Source organism: Thioalbus denitrificans, assembly GCF_003337735.1.
Taxonomy (GTDB): domain Bacteria; phylum Pseudomonadota; class Gammaproteobacteria; order DSM-26407; family DSM-26407; genus Thioalbus; species Thioalbus denitrificans.
Window position 1 is genome coordinate 56,855 of the sequence record NZ_QPJY01000008.1, and the last position, 26,380, is coordinate 83,234.

The window sequence follows — 26,380 nt, forward strand, 5'->3', positions numbered from 1 at the left end:
GGCGCCTACCTCCACGGATTGCCGCTGGTGAGCCGGTGGACCGCCCGGTAGGTCTCCACCAGGTCGGTCCACAACGACCATTCCCGGTCGCCCCAGGCCTGGTACATGGCCGGTCCGATGTCGGGCCCGTCGAGCGGGGGCACGTCGGTGGCCAGCTGCTCGTCGAATCGGCCCCAGTACCACTGGCTCCACAGCGAGGGTCCCGAATCACCCCCCGCCGCCTGGATCGCCTCGCCGATGGGGCGCTCGCACCATTCCTCCGGCATGTGGGAGATCGCCCCGCCATGGGCGGCGAACTGCTCCGCCAGGGCGGCCAGGTGCCACCAGACCACCGCGGCGGTCCGCACCGCCTCGGGTGCCATGGGCTCCAGGACCTCTTGGGGAACCGGGCTCACCAGGTAGCCCAGGCCCGCGGGAATCGGGATCACCACATCCCCCATGCGGGTCAGGTGCGCCAGGCGGGTGGCGAGGGTCCAGCAGCGCGCCCGCAGGGATTTGAGGTCGGTGGGCAGATCCGGCGTGGACCGTCCCAGCGGGGTCTCGCTCTCCCGGGTCTGCGCCGCCCCGGCCGACTCGGCGGGCGGCACCACGGCGAGCCGCGGCGTCCGCTGGGCCGGCTCCCGCTCGGGGGCGTGCCCGCCCGCCGGCGCTGGATTCGGCGCCTCCGGTTCTGCGCGCGGGGAAGCGGTCGTCACCGGAGTCGACGCCGGTGCCGATGCCGGGGCAGCGCTCCCGGGGTCCTGGGCAAGGCTCCCCTGTTCAGGCTCCTCCGCACCCGCGGGCTCCGCCCCTTCCTCATCGGCCTGGCCATTGCCCGGCTGCTCCTCAAGCAGCTGCGCCACGGTGCGGCCGCTCAGCGCCGCGCCGAGCACCAGGCTCGCGCGCTGCACGTCGCAGTCCGCCGAGACGGAGAGCTCCGTCTCCAGGTCACGCCTAACCGGGTCCAGGTCGAGGGTCTCGCCGTCGTGGCGGGAGAGGACATCGATGAAAAGGGATTGCGCGGATTCGGCCTCGCCCAGTCCGAGAACGGCCCAGGCGGCGCAGAAGGCCCTGTCGAGGTTCCGGATCCGCTCGATCTGCGGCCGCCCCATGCCGGTCCGCAGGGCGGTGGGAATGGCCGGGTGCAGCGTGTCCACCGCATAGTCGAACCACATGAGGATGGTGCGGCCGACGCTGTAGCCGTACCGCTTCAGCCGCTCGGCGAGCTGGCGCGGTGTGAGGCGCTCACCCCCGCCCTCTTCTTCCAGCAGCTGACGCAGCTCACGGATCGCCAGGGCCCTGTCGATGAAGGTGAGATCCCCGCGGAGATCGTTCTCCTTCAGGTGCGCCACCAGGGTCTCCGTGTCGCCCGCCCAGGGCTGGAACAGGCAGTGGACCCGGAGGAAACGCTCATCCCCCGTCTCCTGCCACAGCTCCTGGACCGCCTTCAGGCGGGTGTTACCGCCCTCGGCCACCATGTAGTGCTCGGCGTCCGGCCGCCGGGTGATGTTCAGTGTCTGGGTCATGCCCGAGGCGCGGATGGAGTCCTTGATTGCCTCGAACATGCTGTTCGGGACCCGCCGCGGGTTTCGGTCATAGGTCCGGATCCGGTCCACCTCCAGGATCATCGGGGTGGGATTGATGGGGTCGGTGGACGGCATGACCTCTCCCTGGTCACGGCGGAAATGGGGCTGCTGCAACAGGTCGATGAGCTCCGCATCGCTCGGTCGTTGTTTCTTCATGTCAGGCCTCCTGCCTCGAGCGCTCGGTCACGGCATCCAGAGTGATGTCGAGATGGGGAAACAGCTCCTGGACCAGGATCACCATCGTCTCCAGCGCGCAGGCCGTGGCGCCGCGGCGCTGAGGCTCCCAGCGATGGACCGGCACCCGGGCCGTGGCGGCCTCCCGGTAGGCGACGGTGGTGGGAACGACGGTGTCCAGAATGGAGATGCCGCCGCGCGACTCGGCGAAGGTGGCCTTGCGCAGGCCATCCGCGACCCGGCGCGCGTCGATGGTCCGATCCATGCGGTAGACCAAACCATAGAGGTGCCCGACCGGAGCCCCGAGGTACTGCATGGGTCGCAGGCGCTCGAGCATGCCGAGGGTGCCTCGGGCAAACTCGCGGGCGGAGAGGATCTCCGGCGGGATGGGCGAGAGCAGGATGTCAGCCGCCAGCACGCCCGCGTCCTGGAGCGGACCCACCGCGCCCTGGGTGTCGATCAGGACAATGTCGTAGTCCTGCAGCTGCCGGAGCGCATGCCGCATCCGGACCCGGCCATCGGGCGTGTGGAGAATCCAGTTCTCCAGGCTGCCGTCGGGGTCATCCGACAGGACGATGTCCAGGTTCTGGATGCTGGTGCGGCTTATGGCGCCCGAGGCCGATCCGCAGGTCACGAGACGGTGCAGGCCCGCCTCGGCGCGGAACTCCAGTGGGTAATAAGAGCTCAGGGTTGGTTGGATATCCGCATCCACTATGAGGACGCGGATGCCGGAGTCGGCTAGGATACCGCCCAGATTGGCGGTTATGGTCGTCTTGCCTACACCACCCTTTGTGGAACAGATAGTTACTGCGATCATCACACCCTCCTCTTGTTGGAGGGTGTCTACTCTCGGTTACCTTGGATTTGGGCCCTGGAATTGGACTGTTAATCCGTGTGTCGTTGGTTCGAGTCCAACCGGGGGAGCCAGACAGAAAAGGGGTTGACGAGAAATCGCCAATCCCTTTTTTCTTTGCCGCCCGCGTGGCGGCACCCGCCCCGCCTGGTCCTCGCCTCCCCCCGCCGAGCCACCCCCTTCGCGCGCCATTGCGCCCCGCGCACGACCTGCCGGATCCGAAGCCCGCCCGCGGCGGTGCTGGCCATGAGAGACGGTGACGCACCCGCGGCGATTTCACGGGGACGCATTGCCCCACACGCCGGGCGACTGTCGGCACGGTTTCGTGACGGCATCGCCTCTTACCATCACTGACTATGTCGGCGATTTTCAACCTTTCCTTGCCTCCCGTTCCCGTACCGGGCGCAAATCCGGCATGCCGCGACCCCGCGACTGATTGAAATCCCGCAGCGGAATTCCTCGCTGCGCTCTTTTCCGGTGCCCGATGGTTATCGGCACCGCGCCGGTTTTACAAACCCCGTCCCGAGTTGTTAAGTTCGGAATCGAGGTGTTCGGAAGGACTCCGCACTCATGCATCTCCCGTCCTCTCCAGGCCAACGGCTCGATTCCAGGGAATTTCATGCATATCAACCAGCTCCAGAACCCCGCGCTCTTCCGCCAGCAGTGCTACATCGACGGCCGGTGGCGCGATGCCGACAACCGGGCCACCATCGAGGTGGTGAATCCGGCCGACCGGGCCGTACTCGGTTCCGTGCCCGACATGGGTGCCGCCGAGACGGATGCCGCCATCGCCGCGGCGAATTCGGCTTTCAGGAGCTGGAGAAACAGGACGGCCGCCGAGCGCGGCGCGATCCTGCATCGCTGGCATGAACTGATGCTGGAGAACCAGGACGACCTCGGCGCACTGATGACCCTGGAGCAGGGCAAGCCGCTCCCCGAGGCGAAGGGTGAGATCGCCTATGCCGCGGCCTTCCTGCAGTGGTTTTCCGAGGAGGCCAAGCGGGCCTACGGCGACACCATCCCGGCGGCCAGGCCCGGGCAGCACATTGTCGTCATCAAGCAGCCGGTGGGCGTGTCCGCGGCCATCACCCCCTGGAATTTCCCGGCCGCGATGATCACCCGCAAGGCCGGCGCGGCCCTGGCTGCGGGCTGCACCATGGTGGTGAAACCCGCCTCGGAGACCCCCTTCTCGGCCCTGGCGCTGGCAGAGCTGGGCGAGCGGGCCGGGCTTCCGGCCGGCGTGTTCAACGTCGTCACCGGCAACGCCCGGGAAATCGGCCAGGCCCTCAACAGCAGTTCCACGGTGCGCAAGATCAGTTTCACCGGTTCCACCGAGGTGGGCCGGATACTGATGCGTCAGAGCGCCGAGCACATCCAGAAGATCTCCCTCGAGCTCGGCGGCAATGCCCCCTTCATCGTCTTCGACGACGCCGACGTGGACCGGGCGGTGGAAGGCGCGATTGCCTCGAAATTCCGCAATACCGGCCAGACCTGCGTCTGCGTCAACCGGTTCATCGTCCAGGACGGCATCCACGATCGGTTCGTGGAGAAGCTGAAGGCGGAAATGGCGAAGCTGAAGGTCGGCGACGGGTTCGAGGAGGGAGTCAACCAGTCGGCCCTGATCAACGACGCCGCGGTCGGCAAGGTGCGGGAACACCTGGACAACGCCCTGGAGGGCGGGGCCACCGTCCTCGCCGGCGGCGTGCCCCACCCGCTCGGCCGCCAGTTCGTGACGCCCACGCTGGTGACCGGGGTGAAACCCGACATGAAGGTCTGCCGGGAGGAAACCTTCGGGCCCCTGGCGGCGATTATCCGGTTCGAGACCGAGGCGGAGGCGATCGAGATCGCCAACGACACGCCCTTCGGCCTGTCCGCCTATTTCTACAGCCGGGATATCCATCGCATCTGGCGCGTGGCGGAAGCGCTCGAGACGGGCATGGTCGGCATCAACGAGGGCATGATCTCCAACCCGGCCGCCCCCTTCGGCGGCGTCAAGGAGTCCGGCCTCGGCCGCGAGGGGTCCAAGTACGGCATGGACGAATACATGGAAGTGAAATACCTCTGCATGGGAAGCGAGTGAGGGACCGGATAACCATGCCTGGAAAAACCTGGAAAATCGCCGTCCTCCCCGGCGACGGCATCGGCGTGGAGGTCATCGATGCCACCCTGCCGCTGCTGGATGCCGTGGCGGAGCAGTCCGGCCTCCATCTCGTCCACGAGACCTTCCCGTGGCCAAGCTGCGCCTGGCACCGGGAGACCGGGCAGATGATGCCGGACGATGCGCTCGACCGGCTGCGTGGCTACGACGCGATGCTGCTGGGCGCGCTGGGGGATCCCGGCCCCCTGAGCGACCGCAGCCGCCATGTGTTGCCGGACGGGATCTCGCTCGCGCCGCTGCTGACCTTGCGCAAGGAGTTCGACCTCTGGGCCTGCGAACGCCCGGCGCGCTTCTATCCCGGCGCCCGCCGGTACCTGGCGGATCCACGCTCCCGGGATATGGACATGCTCGTCATCCGCGAAAACAGCGAAGGCGAATACGTCAACCAGGGCGGACGCCTGCACCGCGGAACCGCCCATGAAACCGCGACCCAGGTGGAGGTGTTCACCCGGGTTGCGACGGAGCGCCTGGTCCGGCACGCCTTCGAGTCGGCCGCCCGCCGCCTGGAGGAACGCCGCCGGGGACATCTCCCGGCCCGGTCGTTCAGCGATGATCGCGGCGGCGAGTCCGGGGCGCAGGTCTGCCTCGTCACCAAGCGCAATGCCCTGCCCCACTGGGGCGAGCTGTACACGGAAGTCTTCAATGAGATCGGACGCGACTATCCCGACATCGGCATGCATCACGAACTGGTGGATGCGGCCTGCATGAAATTCGTCCAGTCGCCCTGGCAGTTCGATGTCGTCGTTGCCAGCAACCTGCAGGGGGACATCCTCACCGACCTGGCGGCCGTGCTCTCCGGCGGCATGGGCGTGGCGCCCTCCTGCAACATCAAGCCCGACGACCGCGGCGTGCCGCCGTTGTTCGAACCGACCCACGGCAGCGCCCCGGACATCGCCGGCCAGGGCCGGGCCGATCCCCGCGCCATGTTCCTGACCGCGGCCATGATGCTGGAGTGGATGGGCGTTGAGGACGAAGCGGCGCAGGCCGCCGGCCTCGGCATCCGCCGGGCCGTGGAGAAGGATCTGTCAGAGCAGCACGAGGACCGCGGCACCGCGGAGATCACCGCCGCCGTGTTGGCCCGGCTTCAGCCTGAATAGTCCGGCTGTCACCGCCTGCCCCCCTGGTGCACGGCGGCAGGCCCGAGGGACCCGCATGCCGGAATGCGGCCACGGGCCGGCATCCGGTTCCCTGGCCGGCTCGACGTAACAGACACCCCAGACAACAGGATTTGCCCTATGAGTCATCTTTCACCCTTGTTGAAGCAGTCCAGCGGCATTCTCGCGGCACGCGGCGAGGGCGCCTGGCTGTATGATGCCGATGGTTCGAAATACCTGGACTTCACCGCCGGCATTGGCGTCACCAGCACCGGTCATTGCCACCCGAAGGTTGTCGCGGCGGCCCAGAAGCAGGTCGCAACCCTGATCCATGCCCAGTACACGACAGTGAGGCATCCGGGCATGCTGGCGTTGACCGATCGCCTCTACGAGCACCTGCCCGCTCCGCTCGACTCCATCGCATTCTCCAATTCCGGTTCCGAGGCGGTCGAAATGGCGGTGCGCCTCGCCCGGCACGCCACCGGGCGCAGCAACATCATCGCCTTCACCGGCGGCTTCCACGGCCGGACGATGGCGGCGGCCTCGCTGACCACCTCCATCAACAAGGTGCGGACCGGCTTTCACCCGATGATGGCGGGGGTGGTGCACTCCCCGTTTCCCCATGCCTACCGTTACGGCTGGGACGAGGAGGAGGCCACCCGCTTCTGCCTGAAGGAGCTGGACCACATCTTCCTGACCCAGTCCGCGCCGGAAGACACCGCCGCGATGATCATCGAGCCGGTGCAGGGCGAGTACGGCTACTACCCGGCCAACACAGCCTTCATGCAGGGCCTGCGCGAGCGCTGCGACCGGCACGGCATCCTGCTCATCACCGACGAGATCCAGGCCGGCTTCGGGCGCACGGGCCGGTTCTGGAGCCATGCCCACTTCGGCGTCACGCCGGACATCCTGATCACCGCCAAAGGACTGGCCAGCGGCTTCCCCCTCTCCGCCATCGCCGCGTCGACCGCGCTCATGTCCAAGGGCCTCCCGGGCTCCCAGGGCGGAACCTACGGCGCCAACGCCGTCGCCTGTGCCGCGGCGCTGGCCACCATCGACGTGATCGAAGGGGAGAATCTGGTCGAAAACGCGAAATCGACAGGCGCCCACCTGCGCCGGCGGCTGGAGGAGCTGAAGAGCGGGTTTGCGTTCATCGATGCGGTGCGCGGCATGGGCCTGATGCACGGCATGGAGATCGTGGACGCGGAGGGACAGCCGGACGGCGAGCTGGCCGGCAATCTGCTGAAGGCCGCCGAGCGGCACGGCCTGCTGTTGCTGCGCTGCGGCACCCACGGCCAGATCATCCGCTGGCTGCCGCCGCTCGTCATCACCGGCGGCGAGGTGGACGAGGCCATGACAAAGTTCTCCGCCGCGGCCGAATCACTGGCGTGAGCAGGCCGACCCGCATCGTCGTTCTGAACGCCCCGGGGGAAGGCGAGCTGCCCGGGCTCGAGGCGATCCGGGGCGAGGCGGATATCGTTCATGTCTCGGCCGAGGATGATTTGCGCGCCGCCCTCCCCCGGGCCGATATCGTGGTGGTCACGGATTTCCGCACGGCCGTGTTGCGGCGGGCCTGGCCCCGGAATCACCGCATCCAGTGGCTGCACGCCACCAGCGCCGGGGTCGACCGGCTGATGTTCCCCGAACTGGTGCGGAGTGACATCGTCGTCACCAATGCGCGCGGCGTGTTCGACCGCGGCATCGCCGAATACGTGCTGGGCGCCGTGCTGCTGTTCGCCAAGGACACGCTGACCAACATCCGCCTGCAGCGCGAGCATCTCTGGCGGCACCGGGAGACGGAGCTGCTCGACGGGCGCATGGCCCTGATTGTCGGCGCCGGCTCCATCGGCAGGGAGGTCGCGACGCTGCTGCGGGGGGTGGGCATGCGGGTAATCGCCACCGCATCCCGGGCCCGGGAGGATGCGGCTTTCGATGCGGTTCACGCCAGCAGGGATCTGCACCAACTGCTGCCCGATGCGGATTTCGTCGTCATCACCGCGCCGCTGACGGACCAGACCCGGGGGTTGTTCGATCACGCGGCGTTCGGGCACATGCACCCCGGGGCGCGCCTGATCAACGTCGGGCGCGGACCGATCGTCCGTACCGCCGACCTGGTGGAGGCCCTGCAGGGCGGCAAACTCGCCGGCGCCGCCCTCGATGTGTTCGAGGAGGAACCGCTGCCGGAGGACAGTCCGCTCTGGGACATGTCCAACGTGATGATTTCGGCGCACATGGCCGGCGATTTCAGCGGCTGGCAGAAGGCGCTGGGAGAGCAGTTCGTCGACAACTTCCGTCTCTGGCGGCAGCAGAAACCCTTGCGCAACATCGTCGACAAGACACGGGGCTATGCCTCGGCAAGCTAGTGTACTGCGTCACTCCAGGGCTGAACTGAACAGGGAACCGATATGAGCGAAGAAATTCTGCGCATGACAGCCATCGAGCTGCTGTCGCACTACAGGACCGGCGCGCTTTCCCCGGTGGATGCCGCCCGGGCGATGCTGGATCAGATCGAACGGCTGAACCCGGTCGTCAACGCCTACTGTCTCGTGGACCCGGAAACCACCCTGTCCCATGCCCGCGAGTCGGAGCAGCGCTACCTGAAGCATGAGCCCCTCGGCAAGGTGGACGGTGTGCCCGTGGCCGTCAAGGATGTCTTCCTCACTCCCATGTGGCCGACCTTGAAGGGATCGCGCATCGTCAGGCCCGAGAGCACCCTGAACAAGTCCTCGGCGGCCGTCTCCGCCCTGAGCCGCAACGGCTACGTCCCGCTCGGCAAGACCACCACGCCCGAGTTCGGCTGGAAGGGTGTCACGGACAGCCTCCTCTGCGGGCCGACCAACAACGCCTGGAACCCGGCCATGACCTCGGGCGGCTCCAGCGGCGGCAGCGCATCCGCCGTCGCCCTGGGCATGGGTCCGCTCGCACTGGGCACCGATGCCGGCGGCTCCATCAGAATCCCGGCCGGGTTCAGCGGCATTGTCGGATTCAAGCCCACCTTCGGCGAGGTGCCGCACTGGCCGGGCAGCCCCTTCGGCACCCTCGCCCACGCCGGGCCGATGACCTGGACCGTCGAGGACTGCGCCCTGATGATGGACGTGATGACCGAGCCCGATTCGAGGGACAGCTTCGCCGCGCCGCGGTCGAATTTCGGTTATCTCGCCGACCTCGACCGGGACATCAAGGGCCTGCGCATCGCCTTCAGCCCGGACCTGGGCTATGTCGACGTGGATGCCGAGATCCAGGAATCGGTCCGGAAGGCCGTTGCCGTGCTCGAGGCGCTCGGCGCCCATATCAGCCATGTGGACCCCGGTTTCAGCGATCCCCTCGCCGCCTTCGGGCACCTGTTCTACAGTGGCGCGGCCAACGCCCTGCGGGATCTCGGGCCCCGTCAGCGGGAGCAGATGGATCCCAGCCTGATCGAGGTCGCCGACAAGGCCGGCAAGCTCAAGATGCTCGATTACCTGGACGCCATGAACAAGCGCCTGGCGCTCAGCGAGCGCATGGCGGTCTTTCACGACAAGTACGATCTGCTCGTCACCCCGACCCTGCCCATCACCGCGTTCCAGACCAACCGGGAGGTCCCGCCCGACTGGCACAGCACCCGCTGGCCGAGCTGGACGCCCTTTACCTACCCCTTCAACATGACCGGTCAGCCGGCTCTCTCGGTTCCCTGCGGTTTCTCCAGCGCCGGCCTGCCCATCGGGCTGCAGATCATCGGCGGGCGTTTCGCCGACAAGCTCGTGCTGCAGGCGGGCCAGGCCTACCAGAAGGCGGCGCCGCTGACCGACCGGAGGCCGGCGCTGTTCGCGGCCGGGGGGGCCGCCGGATGACCGAGTCACTGGACCACGACTTCTACGAATCCGAGGATCCGATCTGGAATCCCGCCCTGCTGGCCATCCCCGTGCCGGGCATTCGCCGCATGGTGAACATGGCGGCGGAGATGGATGACGTGATCCACCTCTCCATCGGCCAGCCGGACATGCCGGCGCCGGACAATATCATCGAGGCCACGGTGGACGCGCTGCGGGCGGGCCAGACCGGCTACACCATGGACGCCGGCCTGCCCGAGCTGCTGGATGCGCTGGCCGATTACTACGGAAAGCGCTACAAGCGCTCACTCAGCCCGGAAAACGTCATCGTCACCACGGGCGCCACCGAGGCGATCTACCTGGCGCTGACAGCCACCTCCGCGCCCGGGCGTGAATTCATCGTCCCCGATCCGGCGTTCATGCTCTACGCGCCCCTGATTCGCATGAATGGCGGCGTGGTGCGGGCGATACCCACCCGGCCCGAGAACAATCACCAGCTGGATCCCCAGGAGGTGATCGACGCCATCCGGATGGACACCTACGCCATCGTCCTCAATTCGCCGAGCAATCCCACCGGTACGGTCTATCCGCGGGAGACCATCGAGGCGATTGTCGAGGAGGCGGCCTACCGGGGTGTCTATGTCATCAGCGACGAGGTCTATGACCACCTGCTCTATGACGGCAAGACCTATCCCAGCGTCTTGAACTGCTGCAGCGATCTCGACCACGTGATGGTGATCAGCAGCTTCTCCAAGACCTACAGCATGCCGGGCATGCGCATCGGCTGGCTGATTGCCAGCCAGGGCGCGATCAAGAAGCTGCGCCGCTACCACATGTTCACCACCACGGTCGCCAACACCCCATGTCAGTGGGCTGGCGTCGAGGCCCTGCGCGGCGATCACCGCTTCGTGGACGACATGGTGCAGGAATACACCCGCCGCAGAAATCGTCTGATCGAGCTGATCGATGAAACGCCCCACCTCACCGGCTACAAGCCGGATGGGGCCTTCTACGTGTTCCCGTCGCTGCCCGAAGGGGTCAATGGCGGCAATGTCGCCCTGCGCCTGTTGCGGGAGACCGGCGTGTGCACAATCCCCGGCGAGACCTTCGGAAACTCTTCAGCCAATGCATTGCGCATCAGCTATTCGACCTCGATGGACAACATCGAGCGCGCCTTCGAGCGTATGATTCCCTGGTTCAGCAAACAGGATTTCTCCTAGGCTGACGCGGAAACCGGCCACTCGGCCCGGCCCCCACGGGGAGCGGGTTTAACACCCTCGGCAGGGGGCCATAAGGCATGCCGACACGACCCGGGGCCCACAGCCCCTCCCCGCCCGGGTCTTCCGCGCCCGCCAAGGCGGCTCAACGGGACCAGTGCCACAGGCTGTCGAGCTTGGCCAGCGCCTCCCGCACACCCAGATTCCCCGCCGTCACCTGGTCCAGGATCTCCCGGACGTAGGGATCGCTCTGGGCGATGAAGCTGAGCATCCCCAGCGCCCGCTCGTAGACATCCTCGGTACGGCGCATCAGGGCGCGGGTGGCGTCGATGTAGGCCGGCGGCCTCTCTTCCAGGGTCGCCACCATGCAGGCCAGCATGCGGGCTGCGGAAGCCGCACTCGACTTCGGCTCGCCTTCAAAGTCGATTCCGTGCAGGAGCAGGTCCAGGACCGTACGCAGCACATCCGGCAGGTTCCGTCGCAGGGCATCCGGATCCTCCTTGTTGCTGTGTCGCAGATATGCGGCATCAATCAGTGTCTGCGCGTCCATCCCCACCTCCGATGATTCCCGATCATCCATGAAGCATAGCCTGCCCCCGGACAAGTGCCCCGGTTTGCGCACTTTCTATACATATTTGCTATGTTATTGAAAAGGCGACCGCCAGATCAGGCGGAGGATGCGTTATGAGAGTGGTGACATGTCACGAGTGTGGTTATCACTACCCCGACAACTCTCCCTGGGGCCCGTGTCCCCATTGCGGCTCCACGGTGAGGCGGGTCGAGGATGAAGCCTGGGCACGGGCGCCCGAACCGGATGTCCCGGCACCCGACCCGTCGGCGGTTACGCCCGTGCTGGACAAGCCCTCATGATTCAGTTCGACCAAACGCTGGATCTCAGCGGACTGAACTGTCCCATGCCATTGCTGCGCACCAAGGCGATGCTGGCGCAGATGGATTCCGGCCAGGTGCTGAATGTCATCGGCACCGATCCCGGCTCACCCCGGGAGTTCCTCATCTATGCCCGCCAGGCGGGACATGAAATCCTGGAACTGGTGGAGACGGACGGAAAGTTCCACTGCCTGATTCGCAAGGCATGAACATCCGGCCGCACGAGCCGGGGGGATGTTGGCGAGGGTCCGGGGCGATCACTCCTCGTCGCCCAACCGATCGCCATACTCGGCCCAGCGTTCGGGGACACCATCCTGAAAAGCCGCGAGCAGCATTCGACAATAGCGGATCCGGTAACGGTAGACGCTGCGCATTTCCGGACTGCACTCGGCCAGGCGTGCCTGCAGGCGCCGTAGCTCATCCAGCACATCCGCCTCGCTCTTGAGGTAGGTATGCATCCCTACACCGCCGCCCTGTGGCTCACTCGGCCGGGTATAGCGCCCAGTCACGGGGTTTCCCATCCTTCAGCGCCGCCAGCAGCTGGCGGCAGCAGGCCAGCAGGGGTCCGTAGACGCCCTCCATGTCGGGACTGTCCAGCAGGGCCTGGCTGAGGCGATCCATCTCGAGCCGGACCTCATGTTCCGAGGGAACACGGTCGAATCCCGGGAAATTGAAAAAACGCGAGGAGGTGTCCATAGGCGGCCTTGTTCTTATGTTTGAATTGTTGGATGACGGCTGCAGAACCAGACGACCACCCGGGCCGGGCTGGCAGTGGGCACTGCCAGCCCGGCCCGGGTGAGTCGCAGGCGCATCCTTGTGCCACCCCGGGCCTCCTGCCCGTGGGTCACCGCGATGAACCGCAGTGCTGTCCTTGATCGCAACAATAGCCAAGCCGCCCTATAACGTCATTAGGCGATCGAAGCTGTACCCTGTAGGAAATGGATTACACGCCGATGGCCGGCCAAGGGCGGCGCGCTCGCGTGAAAGGAGGCCTGCCATTCCTGCGCAAGCGCCCTTTGCACCTGACCGCCCGGTGATCCGCTCAAGGCGCCTCCCGGCGTGAGACACGGCACTGGTCTTTGCGTGGAGCCCATGAACTGGGATACTCGGCCCCTGGGCTGGATGAAATCTACCGAATCGGAAACCGTTCCGGGCAGCGGAGGATGGGCAGATGGGAAAGGAGTTGTTGGTCAAGGCGGTGCTTGCCTTTCTGGTGCTGATCTTCCTGGGCGACTGGATCGGCGACCTGGGCGAGAAGATCGCCGCCTCCATGGATGCCACCGCACGGACCGTCCCCATCTACCGGGACCTGGCCAAGGCGGTCGTGGCGGCGGTAATTCTCGCCTTCCCGGTGTGGCGCCGTGACCTGCGCCCGACCCTGCGCTCCCGGCTCAACCGTTCTCAGCCGTCGCCGAATGCAAAGCGCCGCTCGCGGAAGAGCGACAGGCAGGCGTCCCCCACCGACGAGTCGTAGCGCTCTCCCCGCCCGTCCGCAATCCCGCCCGGGACCACCCCACCCCGGGTGCCGCCCGGCGCGGCCGGCGGGAAGCCATCGCCACCACCGGTCAGGTCCCGGCCCGGTCGCGGTTGAACTTCCGCGCGGACAACCCCTGGCCCTGCAGCAGCACGTCGGTCATCTGCTGCGCGCTCAGGGGCCGGGCGAAGAAGTAACCCTGGGCGTAGTCGCAGCCGTAGCCGGCGAGCAGGTGAACCTGGTCCAGGTTCTCCACCCCCTCCGCCACCACCTTCAGGCCCAGGTTGTGTGCGAGGGTGACGATACCCTCCACGAGCGCCGCATCGTCATCGTCCAGGGCGATATCGTTGACGAAGCTCGCATCCACCTTCAGCAACTGGATCGGAAACCGCTTGAGGAAGCCCAGGGCGGAGTAGCCGGTGCCGAAATCGTCCAGCGCGATCTCCAGGCCCAGCTCATGGAGCCGGGTGAGAATCCCGGTGCTGCCCTCCACGTCGTCGATGAGGGTCCGCTCGGTCAGTTCCAGGCTGAGATCGGTCGGGGCGATGCCGCTGCTCGCGAGGATATCCTGGATGCGGTCCACCAGCTGCGGATCATAGAACTGGCGGGAGGAGATGTTCACCGCCAGGCGTTGCACGGTGATGCCCTCCCGGCGCCAGGCGGAGAGCTGGCGACAGGCCTCGGTCAGCACCCACTCGCCCAGCCGGCCGATGAGGCCACAGTCCTCGGCCACCGGGATGAAGCGTCCCGGCGGCACCTCGCCGAGCTGCGGATGGGTCCAGCGCACCAGCGCCTCCATGCCCACCGGTTCCCGGGTCTCCAGGTCCACGATGGGCTGGTAGGCGAGGCGGAACTCGTCGCGTTCCAGCGCCCGGCGCATGCCGTGCTCGAGCGCCATGTGCTCGAGGGCGCGGGCGTTCATGTCCGAGGTGAAGAACTGGTAGCTGTTCCGGCCCCGCTCCTTGGCCCGGTACATGGCGGTGTCCGCGTTGCGCAGCAGGCCCTCGCCATCCCGGGCATCGTCCGGGTAGACGCTGATGCCGATGCTGGCGCTGGTGAACAGGTCGTGGCCGGTCACCTGGAAGGGGCGGCCGAATATCTCCATCACCTTGGCGGCCACCTGGGCGACGTCCTCCGCCTGGGCGATGTTGTCGACGATGACCGCGAACTCGTCGCCGCCGAGCCGGGCGACGGTATCCTCCGCCCGCAGCGAGCGCGACAACCCCCGCGCCACCGCCGCAAGCAGCTGATCGCCCATGGCGTGGCCGAGCGTGTCGTTGACCGACTTGAAGCGGTCCAGGTCGAGGAACAGGACCGCCAGGCGGTGGCCCTCCCGGTTGGCATGGGCCAGGGCGTGCTCCAGCCGGTCCTGAAACAGCGTGCGGTTGGGAAGGCCGGTGATGGTGTCGAAATAGGCCAGGTGCCTGACCCGCTCCTCGGCGTCCCGCAGTTCGGTGAGATCCAGCAGGATGCAGGCGCACTGGCTCAGTGCGCCCGCATCATCGCGTACCGCGCTGACGGTCAGCCACTGGGGTGCGCGGGTACCGTCACCCCGCTGCACGCTGATTTCACCCTCCCATTGCCCCTTGCGCACGACCGCTTCGACGATCTCCCCGACGGGATCCTCTCTCCCGCCGATGGCGTCCACGAGGAACTCCCCGAACACCTTGTCGTTGAGCTGGGCGGGACTGCGGCCGACGAGCTGGGCGAAGGCGCCGTTCACCATCCGGATCACGCCCCGTTCGTCGATGATCACAATGCCCTCGCTGGTATTCGCGAAGACACTGGACGCCAGCCGCAACTGCTCCTCGGCCTGCTTGCGCTCGGTGATGTCCTGGGCCACCAGCACCAGCCCCCTCACCGTACCGTTCTCGTGCATCACCGAACCGGACAGGGAGACCGGAATCGGCCGTCCGCCGCGGCTCGTCAGCCAGGTCTCGAGGCCGTTGATGATCCCCTCGGAGAGCAGCCGCTGGGGGGGCACCTCCGGCGCCAGGTCGGTAACCTGCGAGCCGATGAGATCCTTCTCCGCCTGGCCGAGCAGCACGCACAGCGCCCGGTTCACCAGCGTCACCCGGCCCTCCGGCGTACTCACCAGCAGCGCGTTCTCCATGCTGCCGATGATGTTGTCCAGGTACTGCTTGGAGATGGTGGTGTGGGCCAGGTTCCGGCCCATCGCCTGGAAACTGCGCGCCAGGTCACCCAGCTCATCGTCCCGCCGGCTGTCCACCTCGATGTTGTAGTCGCCCTTGCCCACCCGGTCGGCCGATTGGGCCAGCTGCCGGATCGGACGCACGAGACGCCGCGTGACCCACAGGGCGAGCCCCCCGCCCACGGCCATGAGGACAAGGGAGATCAGCGCCGTCGCCACGATATCGCGATAGAAGCTCGCATCCGCGACCGCGTCGATGCGGGAACGGCTGGCGTCGATCCCGGCGCGGATTCCCTCCAGGGAGAGAACCAGCCGCACCGCGCCCAGCGGACGTTCGCCGAGGAGAATGGGGGCATCCACCTCCAGGGTTTCGGCCAGTCGGCGCAGACGCATCTCCCCGGCGCGGAGGTCGTCCAGGGGGGAGTCGACGGGCCTGGAAAAGCCGGGTATGCCCTGCCGGCCGTCATGGAGCATCTGCCCGTCGGTGTCGTAGATCAGGGCATGGGCCACGTCGGGCTGCCCGGTCACCGTGACGAGCGTCTCCTGGATGGTCGCCATGTCGTAGTTGTAGACGGAGTTGACCAGGTCATCGGCCAGGAAACCGGCCAGCAGCCGGCCACGCTGCTCGAGCTGGGCGTAGAGCGCCTTCTCCAGCGCTTCCGCGCTGGACTGGCTGGCACTGTGCATCGCCTGCCCGAGCAGCAGCAGGTGGGCGGTGGTGATCGCCGCCGCGACCCCGGCGATGAGGGCCAGGAACGGGATGGCGTAACGCCGGAACAGACCGCCCCTCATGGTTCACCCCCGCCGTCGTCATCGTCCAGCACGCCGTGATAGGCCCTGATCGCCCCGCGCATCTCCCCGTCGATGCGCTCGAAGCGGCTGGTGCGCTGGTAGGACCAGAGCACCGAACGGGCTTCGGGATCCTCCGCCGCCGCCAGCAGCAGTTCGATCAGCCGCGTCCGGACCCGCGGGTCCAGGCTGCTCCGGACCAGTTCGATGGCCCGGGGCAGCGGCTCGCTGACATGGAACACCCGCAGCTCCCGGCGCAACGCCTCCGGGGTGTGGTCGGGATTGTTCCAGTCCAGATCGTTGTAGGCGGCGGCATCCACGAGCCCCTTGTAGACCCAGGTGGCCAGGTTGATTTCACCTCCGGCCAGCGCATAGCCCACCTTGTCGGGCGGCGGCGCCACCCGCGGACCGGACAGGGGGACCGCCTCCAGGCCCTCGTCCCGGAGAATCATCAGGGGCTCGAAGAAGGCGGTGGTGGAGCCGGGGTCCTCGAGGCCGAGACGCCGTCCGCGCAGATCGGCAGGGGTACGGATGTCACTGTCCATGCGGGTGAAGAACAGGGTCCGGTACTCGGCAACGCCCTTTTTCCATTTTCTCAGAATCGACTCCGCCACCCCGGCCCGCTCGTAGAGCACCGCCGAGTAGAGGGTCTCCGTGACCCAGTCCACCCGCCCCTCGCGCAGGTACTGGATCATCTGCGCGTTGTCCCGCGCCATGAGGACTTCTCCACGGGTGATGCCGAGGTCCCCCATCCGCTCCGCCACGTAATCCACCATCGGTTTCAGGCGCAGGTAGTGCTTGCGGGGATTGCTGCTGACCTTGCCGATGACCAGGGTGTGTGTGCGCACCGCCGGCTCCGCGCCCGTGGGCGCGCCGGTGGCCGCCGCGGTGCCCCCGCAAAGGAGGGCGCCGGCGGCCAGGCAGAGCCCGGTAAGCAAGCCTCGCATCATCGCGGCGGGCGCCTCAGAAGTCGTACTGGGCGCGCAGCTGGAGAATCCGCGGGTCGTTGTCATTGCCGAAGGCGTCGGGCTCCGTGTCGACCCAGATATAGTTGGCCATCAGCCGCAACTGCGGATTGAGATACCAGTTCACGCCCAGGGTGAAGTTGCGGGCCACTCCCCCCTCGATATCCCCGTCCTCCAGGTCCAGCGCACTGTAGCGCAGACCGAACTCCCAGGCGCCGGGCCCGCCGCGGCCGAAGTTGCGCAGCGGCCGGATGCGGTCGAATTCGCCGTGGCGGGCGTCGTAGTTGCGCGACTCGCCGGTCAGGAACCAGCTGGCGTAGGCATAGTAGCCGTCGAAGAGCAGGTCCTGCTGGCCGTCGCCCCGGGTCACGCTGGCCTGCAGATACTCCCCCTGGAGGGAGAAGGCGCCGAGCACGGCCGCCGCCTCCAGCCCCAGGCGGGCGGCCGCGTCCACCGCCACCAGGTCGTCGTCGGTGTCCAGCAGCCAGGTGTCGGCCACGTGGGATTCCGGCCGGGAGCGCAGGCGCAGGCGGCTGTCCTCGTAATCGGGGTTGGCCCCGTAGGTCCGGTAGTTCGCCGCCAGACCCAGGTGCAGCGCGCGCCGGGCACCGGCGATGGGCGCATAGGTGGCCCGGAATCCGCCGCCCCAGCCCTCGTCGCCCACGTCGTTGTCGTCACCGTCGTCCAGCCCCTCGCCGAACAGGCCCAGGGCCAGGCTCCAGCTCTCTCCGTGGGTATCGTAGGCGACACCCACATTGCGCCCGGGCACCAGCGCGCCGGGCAGCGCCGGCTCCATGAAGGTGGTGTTCAGGGCGCTGGTCTGCTCCTCCAGGCCGAAGGGTTCCTTGATGGCGCCGACGCGGATCCGGCTCCGGTCGAAGCCGCTGTAGCCGAGCCAGGCATCACCCACATTCGTGTCGTCACCGGCGAAATCCACCTCCAGCTGGTACTCCCAGTCGCCGTAGAACCACCCCTCCAGGCCCAGTCGGACGCTGCGCAGCTCCGCCGCGCTGCCGAGCCGATCCTTCACCTCGCCCTTCTTCACGTTGGGCACCGCGTCCTGGACCAGGGCCGCGTCGGTCATCACCCGCCCCTTGAGCCGCATCCCGAACTGGCCGTCCATGGTCTGCACGCCCACCCCGCCTTCCGTGGTGAGCTGGATGTCGGGTGCCGTGGTGATGCCGGGTGAGGACGGAGCGGAAGGCGCGGCGGCCGGCTCCTCCTCATCCATCGCCAGCACCAGCTGCTGGTACTGTTCCTCGGTGAGGGTGCCGTTGTCGCGCAGGATGGTGAGGAGCTGGAGCATCTGCTGGTTGCCCGCCGTGGCGATACCCGGGAACAGCAGTGCCACCAGCAGGGCCAGTCCCGGCCATGGGCGGAGGGAGCGTCGTTTCATCACAGGCCTCGTCAATCAGGCGGGCGGCACGCCGTGATGGCTCTCCGGAGCGCACCGACCCGCGTTATAAATTCTTATTCCAGATACATTAGCGTTTCCCGCCATGAATTTCAGTGATCCAGATACCGTGTCTGGAACGAAATATCCAAGCATCCACAAGGGCTTCCCCCGCCCTGGCGCTGCGCGAGGCGGGCATGGCTGCTGCAGTGAGGAAGGGATTGAAGGTAGGCAGGAGGGGGGCATCAGCCCCATGGCCGGATCAGGCGGGAGAGTCCGGATGGGAGATTCGCCCTCCCTGCGCAGCCGCACCCGCCGCCGGGATACCGCCCGGGACGGCTGCAGCTGCGAGGAGATGTCTCAGTGGTGGGCGGGGATCCTCACCTCGCCATCGCGCAGCTTCTCCAACTGCCGGCGCGCCTCGAGCAGGCGCAGGCGGTAGATGGGACTCAGGCGCGTGGTATAGGCGAGGCGGTGTTCGAGATCGGCGATGAACGCCAGCAGCTCGTCCTCTCTGGGCAGGGTGGACTGCCCGGTTGCATATTCTTCCATGATAGTCCTCCATCGGGTTCAATCCGGCACTTCCCGGCCGGTCTTGTCGTCTGGTCGCGCATTGACAACCATAGCGCGCCAGCGTCGATATGGCGAGAATTATTTATTTATCATCATGAACTTATATGCTTTTTTTGTGACAAAACCATGACCGGGCCGATTGACCCTTTTCAATGCCGGGCACTTTCGGTGCTGTCATTCTCGGACAACGGCCAAGTACTGAAATGAAATCCATGAAACGTCTGAAAGACCTGCTCGACATCTGCCTGCCCCGGGTCAACGAGGTATTTCCCTGGGATCTCCTGGAGCTGCGGCAGCGCAACCCGCAACTGCTGCTGCTGGACGTGCGCGAGCCCTACGAATTCGCCGCCGCCCACATCCCCGGGTCGATCAATGTTCCGCGCGGCATCCTGGAAACCGCCTGCGAATACGGCTACGAGGACACCCACCCCGAGCTGGCCGCCTCCCGGGAGCGCGAGGTGGTGGTCATCTGCCGTTCGGGCAACCGCAGCGTGCTGGCCGCCTGGACCCTGCAGGTGCTCGGCTACCGCCGGGTGCATTCGCTGAAGACCGGGGTACGGGGCTGGAACGACTACGAACAGCCGCTGCAGGACGGCGGCGAAAGGGAACTGACCCAGGACGAGGCGGACGCGTTCTTCACCCCGCACCTGACCCCGGCGCAGCTGGGCCAGGGCTGGGTCACCCACCGCTGGCAGAGCTGAACGGGGGGCACCAGACCCCGCCGCGCAGACCCGCGGCCATTCACCCCCCCGCCGCCGACAGGATAGAATGAATTATTCCGTTCAGCTGCCAGGGGACACCCGCAACATGCCCTCCTTCGACGTGGTATCCGAAGTCAATCTCCACGAGCTCACCAACGCGGTGGACCAGACCAACCGCGAGGTGGGCAACCGCTTCGACTTCAAGGGCAGCAACGCCCGGGTGGAGCAGAGCGAGAACGTCCTCACCCTCACCGCCGAGTCGGAGTTCCAGGTGGACCAGATCCGCGACATCCTCATAACCCGCATGGCCAAGCGCGACATCGACACCGGCTGCCTCGACGTGGGCGAGACCAGCACCGTGGGCAGGGAGGCGCGGCAGGTGATCACCGCCCGCCAGGGCATCGACAAGGAGCTGGCCAAGAAGATCGTCAAGCGGGTCAAGGACAGCAAGCTCAAGGTCCAGGCCGCGGTCCAGGGCGAGCAGGTGCGCATCACCGGCAAGAAGCGCGACGACCTGCAGGCGGTCATGGCCGAAATCCGCCAGGCCGGCTACGACCTGCCCCTGCAGTTCACCAACTTCCGCGACTGAAGCCACCGACCCCGTGCAGGGCAGATGAAGGAAATTCAAACCGCAGATTGTCAGGATTGACGGGGTTAATGACCGGCGCACTTCGCCGGATGCGCTGCGCATACTTGGAAACACACCGCCTCCCATGTCCGACCTCCTCATCGAGCACGCCTTCACCTGCCCCCACTGCTGGGCCGCCATCTCCACCCTGGTGGATCTGAGCGTGCCGGAGCAGGAGTACGTGGAGGACTGCGAGGTGTGCTGCCGGCCCATTCGCATCCGCTGCAGCGCCGCCGGGGGCGAACTGCTCGGCTTCGAGGCCGAAGCGGACTGACTGGCGGCCGGCGGGGCTGGTAGAATCCGCCGCCATGATCAGCCTCAATGACCTGGCCCTGCAGCGGGGCCGCAAACTCCTGTTCGAAGGGGTCTCCCTGACCCTCCACCCCGGCTGGAAAGTGGGGGTGGTGGGCCGCAACGGCACCGGCAAGTCGAGCCTGTTCCAGCTCCTGCGCGGGGAGCTGCATCCCGACCAGGGCAGCGTGGCGGTTCCCGAGGAGACCCGTATCGCCTCGGTGGCGCAGGAGACCCCGGCGCTGGCGCGCAGCGCGCTGGACTACGCCATCGACGGCGACACCCGGCTGCGGGAGGTGGAGGCGGCGCTGGCGGCGGCCGAGACCGCCCATGACGGCGCCCGCATCGCCCACCTCCACGCCGAACTGGAGGCCCTGGACGGCTACACCGTGCGCGCCCGCGCCGGCCGGCTGCTCCACGGGCTCGGCTTCAGCGACGCCGACCTGGAGCGGCCGGTATCCGCCTTCTCCGGCGGCTGGCGCGTGCGCCTCAACCTGGCCCAGGCGCTCATGTGCCCCTCGGACCTGCTGCTGCTGGACGAGCCCACCAACCACCTGGACCTGGACGCGGTGCTGTGGCTCGAGCAGTGGCTGCGGGCCTATCCGGGCACCCTGCTGCTCATCTCCCACGACCGCGACTTCCTGGACAACGTGGTGGACCGGGTGGCCAACGTGGAGAACAACACCATCACCCTCTACCGCGGCGGCTACTCGGAGTTCGAGCGCCAGCGGGCCGAGCGCCTGGCCCAGCAGCAGGCCCTGCACGAGCGCCAGCAGCGGGAGGTGGCCCACATGCGCGCCTTCGTGGACCGCTTCCGCGCCAAGGCCACCAAGGCCCGCCAGGCCCAGAGTCGCCTCAAGGCGCTGGAGCGCATGGAGATCATCGAGGCGGCCCACGTGGACTCCCCGTTCCGCTTCGCCTTCCGCAAGCCCGAGCGGCTCCCCAACCCGCTGCTGGTGCTGGACCGGGCCGCCGCCGGCTACGCCGGCCACCGCGTTATCGACAATGTGCGCCTGACCCTGCTTCCGGGCCAGCGCCTGGGCCTGCTCGGCCACAACGGCGCCGGCAAGTCCACCCTGATCAAGCTGCTGGCCGGTGAAATTTCCACCCTGGGCGGCGAGCGCACCGGGAGCGACGGGCTCAAAATCGGCTACTTCGCCCAGCACCAGCTGGAGCAGCTCGACCCGGAGGCCTCCGCCCTGCTCCACCTGCAGCGCCTCGACGGCCGCGCCACCGAGCAGGATCTGCGCAATTTCCTCGGCGGATTCGCCTTCCAGAGCGACCAGGTGCTGGAGCCCTGCGGCCACTTCTCCGGCGGGGAGAAGGCACGCCTGGTCCTGGCGCTGCTGGTCTGGCAGAGTCCCAACCTGCTGCTGCTGGACGAGCCCACCAACCACCTGGACCTGGAGATGCGCGATGCGCTGAACCGGGCGCTGCAGGACTATGCCGGCGCGGTGGTGCTGGTTTCCCACGACCGCCACCTGCTGCGCACCACCACCGACGATCTCTACCTGGTGGCGGACGGCGCCGTGCGCCCCTTCGACGGCGACCTGGACGACTACCGCGACTGGCTGGCGCGGGAGGCGGGCGGCGCCGCGGAGGAGTCTGGGGCCCCGACCGGGGACCACACTGCGACCGCGCGCAAGGCCCAGCGCCGCGCCGCCGCCGAGCAGCGCGCCCGCCTCCAGCCGCTGACCCGGGAGCTGCAGAAGCTGGAGCAGGAGATGGAGCGCCGGCAGGCGGAACAGGCGCAGATCGAGGCGGCCCTGGCCGACCCGGCCCTGTACGACGCCGGGCGCAAGGAGGAGCTGAAGCAGTGGCTCCAGCGCCAGGCCGAAACCGCCACCCGCCTGGAACAGGCCGAGCACCGCTGGCTGGAGACCAGCGAACGGATCGAGGCCCTGCGGGCGGAGTTGGAGGGGTCCTGAAAGTCGTAATGGACAGGGTAAAAACAGAAAGGATTTATCCGCAGATTACGCAGATTACGCAGATTACGCAGATTACGCAGATTATTTTAAGAAACAGATCCGAAGAAAGCTTAGCCTTCGGCTGCGAAGGGGAAATGGGTTATTCACGCGAGTCGATTCATCAACTCAGCCTACCATCTCATTCACATTTTTCCGCTTTTTAAATAATCTGCGTAATCTGCGTAATCTGCGGATAAAACAGTTTCTTGTATCTGAATCCTGTAAATCCTGTCTATTAACAAACCTCAGACAATCTTCTGCAGGGCGTACTCCAGGATGCCCTCGGCGCCGGCGGCGGCCAGGCGGGGGACGAGGTCGCGGACCTGGTCCTTGTCGACGACGGTCTCCACCGCGGCCCAGTCGGGGTCGAACAGGGGATTGACGGTGGGGGCATGGAGGCTCGGCAGCAGGCCCATGAGCTCGTCGAGGCGCGCAGCGGGGACGTTCATCTTCAGCACCACCTTGTGGCGGGCCTTGAGGGCGGACTGCAGCAGCAGGGCGATCTGGTCGATCTTGGCCCGCTTCCAGGGGTCGGCCAGAGCCTCGCGATTAGCGATGAGGCGGGTGTGGGTATGGAGCAGATCGCAGACGATGCGCAGGCCGTGGGCGCGGATGGTGCTGCCGGTCTCGGTGATCTCCACCACCGCGTCCACCAGCCCCTCCACCGCCTTGGCCTCGGTGGCGCCCCAGGAGAACTCCACCTTCGCATCGATGCCGCGCTCGGCCAGGTAGCGGCGGGTGAAGCCCACCAGCTCGGTGGCGACGCGCCTGCCCTGCAGATCCGCCACCGAGCGGATGGGGGAGTCGTTGGGCACCACCAGCACCCAGCGGCAGGGCTGGTCCGAGCTCTTGGAGTATTCCAGCGAGCAGATCTCCTCCACCTCCGAACCGTGCTCCAGGATCCAGTCCAGCCCGGTGAGCCCGAGATCCAGGGTGCCGTTCTCCACGTAGGGCGCCATCTCCTGGGCCCGCACCAGGGCGCAGCGCAGTTCCGGGTCGTCCACCGTGGGGAAGTAGTTGCGCGAGCGCGGCGTGATATGCCAGCCCGCCTGCCGGAACAGCGCCAGCGTCGCCTCCTCCAGGCTGCCCTTCGGAATGCCGATCTTGAGCTGCTTCATTCCCCCTCCCCCGTTTTCCTTTTTATCCGCAGATTACGCAGATTACGCAGATTTCTGTTTGCAGGATAACGCTTTCGTTTTCCGGCCCGACCGCAGTGGCGACTCAGTATCCGACGACATGCCCAAACTCCATCCGGCCACGATCAGGACAAGGCCTGCATCCGAAATCCTGTGAATCCTGAAAAATCCTGTAAATCCTGTCTATCGAAAAATGCCGCCTACCCGGCCGTGCCCGCACCGGGGGTGTAGGCCTCGGTGTCCTCGCCGCCGAACAGCGCCAGCAGGGCGGGGATGAAGCGGCGCAGCTCCAGGGTCATGATGCTGAAGTCGGCGTCCATGCGGGCGGCCTCGTCCTCGGCCTCCACTTCGGCCGCGGTCTCCTGCACCAGGTCGAGGAAGCGCAGGCGCTTCACCGCCAGTTCCTCGGCCACCACGCAGCTGAGGCGATCCTCCCAGCTCACCGCCAGGCGCACGGCGCGCTTGCCGGCGCGCAGGTGGGCCTGGATCTCCTCGGCGGTCAGGTCCTGGCGCTTGCAGCGCACCACCCCGCCGTCGCTGTCCGGGTCGTGCAGCTCGCACTCGTCCTCCAGCTCGAAGCCGGCGGGGGCCGACTCGCCGGCCAGCCAGTGGGTCATCACCGCGTTGGGCGCATCCACCGTGGCGGGCAGCCGCGCCGGCAGGGTGCCCACCGACTCCCGCAGCAGGCTCACCAGCTCCTCGGCCCGCTTGGCGCTGCCGGCGTCCACCACCAGCCAGCCCGAGGGCGCGTCGAGGTAGGCGTAGTGGAGGGAGGAGCGCACGAAGGCCCGCGGCATCAGCTCCTGCACCACGTTGTCCTTGATGTCGAGGCGCTCCTTGCGGCGCACCTTGCGCCCTTCGCGCTCCTCGATCTCCAGGGCCCGCTCCTCCACCGCCTCGCGCACCACGGTGGAAGGCAGGAGGCGCTCCTCGCGCCGGGCGCAGAGCAGGATGCAGCCGTTGGCGGCGTGGACCAGGTCGCTGGCCTGGCGGCCCAGCGGCGGCACCCAGCCGAGGGTGGCCGGTTCCTGGCTGCCGCAGGGCCGGAAGGCCTGGCCGGCAAGTTTCTCGGAGAGCTGTTCGGGAGAGAGGGCGAAGGGGGTGGTAAGCCGGTAGAGCTGGAGATTCTTGAACCACATGGCGGGTGTGAAGGCTCCGTGCCTGGGGTGGATGGGAGGGCGGGATTATGGCCAATCCCGCCCCCTCTTGCCAGTGCACCGGCCCGCCCCGGGGAGCGATCCCGGCGTCATCCGCCTCAGGCGGGGCCGGGATCCCCGCACTCCCGCGCCACCAGCGCCCGGAACGCCTCCCGCAGGCGGCGGAAGACCGGCCCCGGGGCCGCCGGCAGGCGCCGGCCGTCCACTTCGGCCACGGGGATGAGCTCCGCGGCGGTACCGGTCAGGAAGCACTCCTCGGCGGTGTAGACGTCGTAGAGGGCCAGCGGCGCTTCGCGCACCCGCAGGCCCGCCTCCCGGCCCAGCGCCATGACCACGGCCCGGGTCACCCCCTCCAGGGCGCCGTCCTCCGGGCGCGGCGTCAGGAGCTGATCCCCGCGCACCAGGAACAGGTTGTCCGCCGAGCCTTCCGCCACCCGGCCGGCGGCATTCAGCAGCAGCGCCTCGTCGGCGCCGGCGTTGTTCGCCTCCAGCCGCGCCAGGATGTGGTTGAGGTAGTTGAGGGACTTGATGCGCGGATCGAGCCCGTCCAGGGGCAGTCGGCGGGTGGTGGCGGTGACCAGCCGCGCCCCGGTCTCCTGTACGCGCCCGTCCATCAGTGAAATCCGATCGGCCAGGATCAGCACGTTGGGCCTCTCGCAACGGGCGGGGTCCAGCCCCAGGGCACCCTCGCCGCGGGTCACCAGCAGGCGCAGGTAGCCGTCACCCAGCCCCGAGGCCGTCACCAGCTCCGCCACCGCGGCGGCGAGCTCTTCCCGGGTGTAGGGCAGCTCCAGGCACAGCGCCCGGGCCGAGGCCTCGAGCCGCTCCAGGTGCTCCGCGAGGCGGAATGGGCGCCCGTGGTAGAAGCGGATCCCCTCGAACACCCCGTCGCCATAGAGCAGGCCGTGGTCGTAGGCGGAGACGACCGCCGTCTCCGGGCCGCCCAGCGCCCCGTTGACCCAGCACAACCGTCTGCTTCCGGCGCTGCGGGATTCCGTCCGCAGCCACAGCTCCTGTTTCATCTCCGGCTTGCCTCGCTGTCACGATTTCCAGAAGGATTTGCGGCTCTCCTCCCAGGCGTCGGCCGGGTTGATGCCCACGTCCTTCAGGAGACGCTCATCGAGCCGGGCCAGGGCCCGGCGCTCCCGACTGCGCAACATCCACAGGGACACCAGTTCCACGCCCGCCCGGATCCAGGCCGCAAGCCGGCCCCACGGGGTGACGGCAGCGGCCGCACCGAATCCCGACTTCGTTCCGCCCTCCAGCAACCTGCTGACCAGTTCTCCGTTCATGTTCACCTCCGGTTTCCCCTGTCCGTTCCCGGCGTTTTCTTTACGGTGTCCAGCTTATGGGCGATACTGGAACCAGTACAGATTCAGTGAACAAGTTTATGAAC

Annotated in this window: 25 protein-coding genes; 12 read left to right on the forward strand and 13 right to left on the reverse strand. The window is 67.4% G+C overall.

Features of this window, described 5'->3' with window-relative positions; genetic code table 11:
* Positions 1 to 5: 5 nt before the first annotated feature.
* On the reverse strand, positions 6 to 1,721 hold the full coding sequence (locus DFQ59_RS14625; RefSeq protein ID WP_114280461.1) for a ParB family protein: 1,716 nt from the start codon (positions 1,719 to 1,721) through the stop codon (positions 6 to 8).
* A gap of 1 nt (position 1,722) precedes the next feature.
* Positions 1,723 to 2,556, reverse strand: a complete 834-nt coding sequence (locus DFQ59_RS14630) for a ParA family protein (RefSeq protein ID WP_245937288.1) — start codon at positions 2,554 to 2,556, stop codon at positions 1,723 to 1,725.
* A 655-nt stretch (positions 2,557 to 3,211) separates the two neighbouring features.
* Between DFQ59_RS14630 and DFQ59_RS14635 the strand changes: the two genes are divergently transcribed.
* The 6 genes from DFQ59_RS14635 to DFQ59_RS14660 all read left to right on the forward strand — a co-directional run bounded on the left by DFQ59_RS14635 (position 3,212) and on the right by DFQ59_RS14660 (position 10,873).
* Positions 3,212 to 4,672, forward strand: a complete 1,461-nt coding sequence (locus DFQ59_RS14635) for an NAD-dependent succinate-semialdehyde dehydrogenase (RefSeq protein WP_114280463.1) — start codon at positions 3,212 to 3,214, stop codon at positions 4,670 to 4,672.
* 14 nt (positions 4,673 to 4,686) lie between these two features.
* Positions 4,687 to 5,847, forward strand: coding sequence for an isocitrate/isopropylmalate dehydrogenase family protein (locus DFQ59_RS14640; protein ID WP_114280464.1), 1,161 nt, complete (start codon positions 4,687 to 4,689; stop codon positions 5,845 to 5,847).
* 138 nt (positions 5,848 to 5,985) lie between these two features.
* Positions 5,986 to 7,236 (forward strand): aspartate aminotransferase family protein, encoded by a 1,251-nt coding sequence (locus tag DFQ59_RS14645; protein ID WP_114280465.1) that lies wholly within the window; start codon positions 5,986 to 5,988, stop codon positions 7,234 to 7,236.
* Complete coding sequence (locus DFQ59_RS14650) at positions 7,233 to 8,207, forward strand: D-2-hydroxyacid dehydrogenase (RefSeq protein ID WP_114280466.1); 975 nt, start codon at positions 7,233 to 7,235, stop codon at positions 8,205 to 8,207. The genes DFQ59_RS14645 and DFQ59_RS14650 overlap by 4 nt, the downstream gene beginning before the upstream one ends.
* 42 nt (positions 8,208 to 8,249) lie before the next feature.
* Positions 8,250 to 9,674, forward strand: coding sequence for an amidase (locus DFQ59_RS14655; protein ID WP_114280467.1), 1,425 nt, complete (start codon positions 8,250 to 8,252; stop codon positions 9,672 to 9,674).
* On the forward strand, positions 9,671 to 10,873 hold the full coding sequence (locus DFQ59_RS14660) for a pyridoxal phosphate-dependent aminotransferase (RefSeq protein ID WP_114280468.1): 1,203 nt from the start codon (positions 9,671 to 9,673) through the stop codon (positions 10,871 to 10,873). Before DFQ59_RS14655 ends, DFQ59_RS14660 begins: the two co-directional genes overlap by 4 nt.
* A gap of 142 nt (positions 10,874 to 11,015) precedes the next feature.
* Here DFQ59_RS14660 and DFQ59_RS14665 read toward each other — a convergent pair whose 3' ends face one another.
* A complete protein-coding gene (locus DFQ59_RS14665) occupies positions 11,016 to 11,420 on the reverse strand; it encodes a hypothetical protein (RefSeq protein ID WP_114280469.1) in 405 nt (134 codons plus the stop codon).
* Positions 11,421 to 11,736: 316 nt separating this feature from the next.
* On the opposite strand from DFQ59_RS14665, the gene DFQ59_RS14670 reads away from it, so the two are divergent.
* The gene (locus DFQ59_RS14670) at positions 11,737 to 11,967 is read left to right on the forward strand and encodes a sulfurtransferase TusA family protein (protein WP_114280470.1); all 231 of its coding nucleotides are present in this window, start codon (positions 11,737 to 11,739) and stop codon (positions 11,965 to 11,967) included.
* Positions 11,968 to 12,015: 48 nt separating this feature from the next.
* On the opposite strand, the gene DFQ59_RS14675 is transcribed toward DFQ59_RS14670, so the two are convergent.
* Together DFQ59_RS14675 and DFQ59_RS19905 are read right to left on the reverse strand one after the other, a co-directional pair.
* Positions 12,016 to 12,216: a hypothetical protein gene (locus tag DFQ59_RS14675; protein WP_114280471.1), complete on the reverse strand. Its 201-nt coding sequence runs from the start codon at positions 12,214 to 12,216 to the stop codon at positions 12,016 to 12,018.
* 22 nt (positions 12,217 to 12,238) lie between these two features.
* Entirely contained in the window at positions 12,239 to 12,379 is a 141-nt protein-coding gene (locus tag DFQ59_RS19905) for a hypothetical protein (RefSeq protein ID WP_170142177.1), read from the reverse strand.
* A gap of 550 nt (positions 12,380 to 12,929) precedes the next feature.
* On the opposite strand from DFQ59_RS19905, the gene DFQ59_RS14685 reads away from it, so the two are divergent.
* Entirely contained in the window at positions 12,930 to 13,232 is a 303-nt protein-coding gene (locus DFQ59_RS14685; protein ID WP_114280473.1) for a hypothetical protein, read from the forward strand.
* Between the two features lie 91 nt (positions 13,233 to 13,323).
* Here the strand turns inward: DFQ59_RS14685 and DFQ59_RS14690 are convergent, their stop codons facing one another.
* From DFQ59_RS14690 to DFQ59_RS14705, 4 genes are all read right to left on the reverse strand, one after another.
* Entirely contained in the window at positions 13,324 to 16,176 is a 2,853-nt protein-coding gene (locus tag DFQ59_RS14690) for an EAL domain-containing protein (protein ID WP_114280474.1), read from the reverse strand.
* A complete protein-coding gene (locus DFQ59_RS14695; RefSeq protein WP_211314955.1) occupies positions 16,173 to 17,021 on the reverse strand; it encodes a phosphate/phosphite/phosphonate ABC transporter substrate-binding protein in 849 nt (282 codons plus the stop codon). Before DFQ59_RS14695 ends, DFQ59_RS14690 begins: the two co-directional genes overlap by 4 nt.
* A gap of 115 nt (positions 17,022 to 17,136) precedes the next feature.
* A complete protein-coding gene (locus DFQ59_RS14700; protein WP_114280476.1) occupies positions 17,137 to 18,534 on the reverse strand; it encodes an OprO/OprP family phosphate-selective porin in 1,398 nt (465 codons plus the stop codon).
* 357 nt (positions 18,535 to 18,891) lie between these two features.
* Complete coding sequence (locus tag DFQ59_RS14705) at positions 18,892 to 19,083, reverse strand: hypothetical protein (RefSeq protein ID WP_114280477.1); 192 nt, start codon at positions 19,081 to 19,083, stop codon at positions 18,892 to 18,894.
* A 233-nt stretch (positions 19,084 to 19,316) separates the two neighbouring features.
* On the opposite strand from DFQ59_RS14705, the gene DFQ59_RS14710 reads away from it, so the two are divergent.
* The 4 genes from DFQ59_RS14710 (at position 19,317) to DFQ59_RS14725 (ending at position 22,652) form a co-directional block, all read left to right on the forward strand.
* Complete coding sequence (locus DFQ59_RS14710; RefSeq protein WP_114280478.1) at positions 19,317 to 19,805, forward strand: rhodanese-like domain-containing protein; 489 nt, start codon at positions 19,317 to 19,319, stop codon at positions 19,803 to 19,805.
* A 106-nt stretch (positions 19,806 to 19,911) separates the two neighbouring features.
* Positions 19,912 to 20,394, forward strand: coding sequence for a YajQ family cyclic di-GMP-binding protein (locus tag DFQ59_RS14715; protein ID WP_114280551.1), 483 nt, complete (start codon positions 19,912 to 19,914; stop codon positions 20,392 to 20,394).
* A gap of 124 nt (positions 20,395 to 20,518) precedes the next feature.
* Complete coding sequence (locus DFQ59_RS14720) at positions 20,519 to 20,707, forward strand: CPXCG motif-containing cysteine-rich protein (protein WP_114280479.1); 189 nt, start codon at positions 20,519 to 20,521, stop codon at positions 20,705 to 20,707.
* Positions 20,708 to 20,741: 34 nt separating this feature from the next.
* Positions 20,742 to 22,652: an ATP-binding cassette domain-containing protein gene (locus DFQ59_RS14725; protein ID WP_114280480.1), complete on the forward strand. Its 1,911-nt coding sequence runs from the start codon at positions 20,742 to 20,744 to the stop codon at positions 22,650 to 22,652.
* Between the two features lie 284 nt (positions 22,653 to 22,936).
* Here the strand turns inward: DFQ59_RS14725 and hisG are convergent, their stop codons facing one another.
* The 4 genes from hisG to DFQ59_RS20085 form a co-directional block, all read right to left on the reverse strand.
* Positions 22,937 to 23,809 carry an ATP phosphoribosyltransferase gene (hisG, locus tag DFQ59_RS14730; protein ID WP_114280481.1) on the reverse strand — a complete coding sequence of 291 codons (873 nt, stop codon included), beginning with the start codon at positions 23,807 to 23,809 and terminating at the stop codon, positions 22,937 to 22,939.
* Between the two features lie 218 nt (positions 23,810 to 24,027).
* Positions 24,028 to 24,966 carry a recombination-associated protein RdgC gene (gene rdgC, locus DFQ59_RS14735; RefSeq protein WP_114280482.1) on the reverse strand — a complete coding sequence of 313 codons (939 nt, stop codon included), beginning with the start codon at positions 24,964 to 24,966 and terminating at the stop codon, positions 24,028 to 24,030.
* A 116-nt stretch (positions 24,967 to 25,082) separates the two neighbouring features.
* Positions 25,083 to 26,006 (reverse strand): branched-chain-amino-acid transaminase, encoded by a 924-nt coding sequence (gene ilvE, locus DFQ59_RS14740; RefSeq protein WP_114280483.1) that lies wholly within the window; start codon positions 26,004 to 26,006, stop codon positions 25,083 to 25,085.
* Between the two features lie 18 nt (positions 26,007 to 26,024).
* Positions 26,025 to 26,276, reverse strand: a complete 252-nt coding sequence (locus tag DFQ59_RS20085) for a DUF1127 domain-containing protein (protein ID WP_211314956.1) — start codon at positions 26,274 to 26,276, stop codon at positions 26,025 to 26,027.
* Between the last annotated feature and the right edge of the window lie 104 nt (positions 26,277 to 26,380).

Coding starts and splice junctions, on each gene's coding strand:
- DFQ59_RS14675 (WP_114280471.1), bottom strand. CDS start 12,216: ATGCATACCTACCTCAAGAGCGAGGCGGATGTGCTGGATGAGCTACGG.
- DFQ59_RS14640 (WP_114280464.1), top strand. CDS start 4,687: ATGCCTGGAAAAACCTGGAAAATCGCCGTCCTCCCCGGCGACGGCATC.
- DFQ59_RS14700 (WP_114280476.1), bottom strand. CDS start 18,534: ATGAAACGACGCTCCCTCCGCCCATGGCCGGGACTGGCCCTGCTGGTG.
- DFQ59_RS14645 (WP_114280465.1), top strand. CDS start 5,986: ATGAGTCATCTTTCACCCTTGTTGAAGCAGTCCAGCGGCATTCTCGCG.
- DFQ59_RS14725 (WP_114280480.1), top strand. CDS start 20,742: ATGATCAGCCTCAATGACCTGGCCCTGCAGCGGGGCCGCAAACTCCTG.
- DFQ59_RS14705 (WP_114280477.1), bottom strand. CDS start 19,083: ATGGAAGAATATGCAACCGGGCAGTCCACCCTGCCCAGAGAGGACGAG.
- DFQ59_RS14665 (WP_114280469.1), bottom strand. CDS start 11,420: ATGGACGCGCAGACACTGATTGATGCCGCATATCTGCGACACAGCAAC.
- DFQ59_RS14670 (WP_114280470.1), top strand. CDS start 11,737: ATGATTCAGTTCGACCAAACGCTGGATCTCAGCGGACTGAACTGTCCC.
- DFQ59_RS14660 (WP_114280468.1), top strand. CDS start 9,671: ATGACCGAGTCACTGGACCACGACTTCTACGAATCCGAGGATCCGATC.
- DFQ59_RS19905 (WP_170142177.1), bottom strand. CDS start 12,379: ATGGATCGCCTCAGCCAGGCCCTGCTGGACAGTCCCGACATGGAGGGC.
- DFQ59_RS14655 (WP_114280467.1), top strand. CDS start 8,250: ATGAGCGAAGAAATTCTGCGCATGACAGCCATCGAGCTGCTGTCGCAC.
- hisG (WP_114280481.1), bottom strand. CDS start 23,809: ATGAAGCAGCTCAAGATCGGCATTCCGAAGGGCAGCCTGGAGGAGGCG.
- DFQ59_RS14720 (WP_114280479.1), top strand. CDS start 20,519: ATGTCCGACCTCCTCATCGAGCACGCCTTCACCTGCCCCCACTGCTGG.
- DFQ59_RS14710 (WP_114280478.1), top strand. CDS start 19,317: ATGAAACGTCTGAAAGACCTGCTCGACATCTGCCTGCCCCGGGTCAAC.
- DFQ59_RS14685 (WP_114280473.1), top strand. CDS start 12,930: ATGGGAAAGGAGTTGTTGGTCAAGGCGGTGCTTGCCTTTCTGGTGCTG.
- DFQ59_RS14690 (WP_114280474.1), bottom strand. CDS start 16,176: ATGAGGGGCGGTCTGTTCCGGCGTTACGCCATCCCGTTCCTGGCCCTC.
- DFQ59_RS14630 (WP_245937288.1), bottom strand. CDS start 2,556: ATGATCGCAGTAACTATCTGTTCCACAAAGGGTGGTGTAGGCAAGACG.
- rdgC (WP_114280482.1), bottom strand. CDS start 24,966: ATGTGGTTCAAGAATCTCCAGCTCTACCGGCTTACCACCCCCTTCGCC.
- DFQ59_RS20085 (WP_211314956.1), bottom strand. CDS start 26,276: ATGAACGGAGAACTGGTCAGCAGGTTGCTGGAGGGCGGAACGAAGTCG.
- DFQ59_RS14715 (WP_114280551.1), top strand. CDS start 19,912: ATGCCCTCCTTCGACGTGGTATCCGAAGTCAATCTCCACGAGCTCACC.
- DFQ59_RS14625 (WP_114280461.1), bottom strand. CDS start 1,721: ATGAAGAAACAACGACCGAGCGATGCGGAGCTCATCGACCTGTTGCAG.
- ilvE (WP_114280483.1), bottom strand. CDS start 26,006: ATGAAACAGGAGCTGTGGCTGCGGACGGAATCCCGCAGCGCCGGAAGC.
- DFQ59_RS14635 (WP_114280463.1), top strand. CDS start 3,212: ATGCATATCAACCAGCTCCAGAACCCCGCGCTCTTCCGCCAGCAGTGC.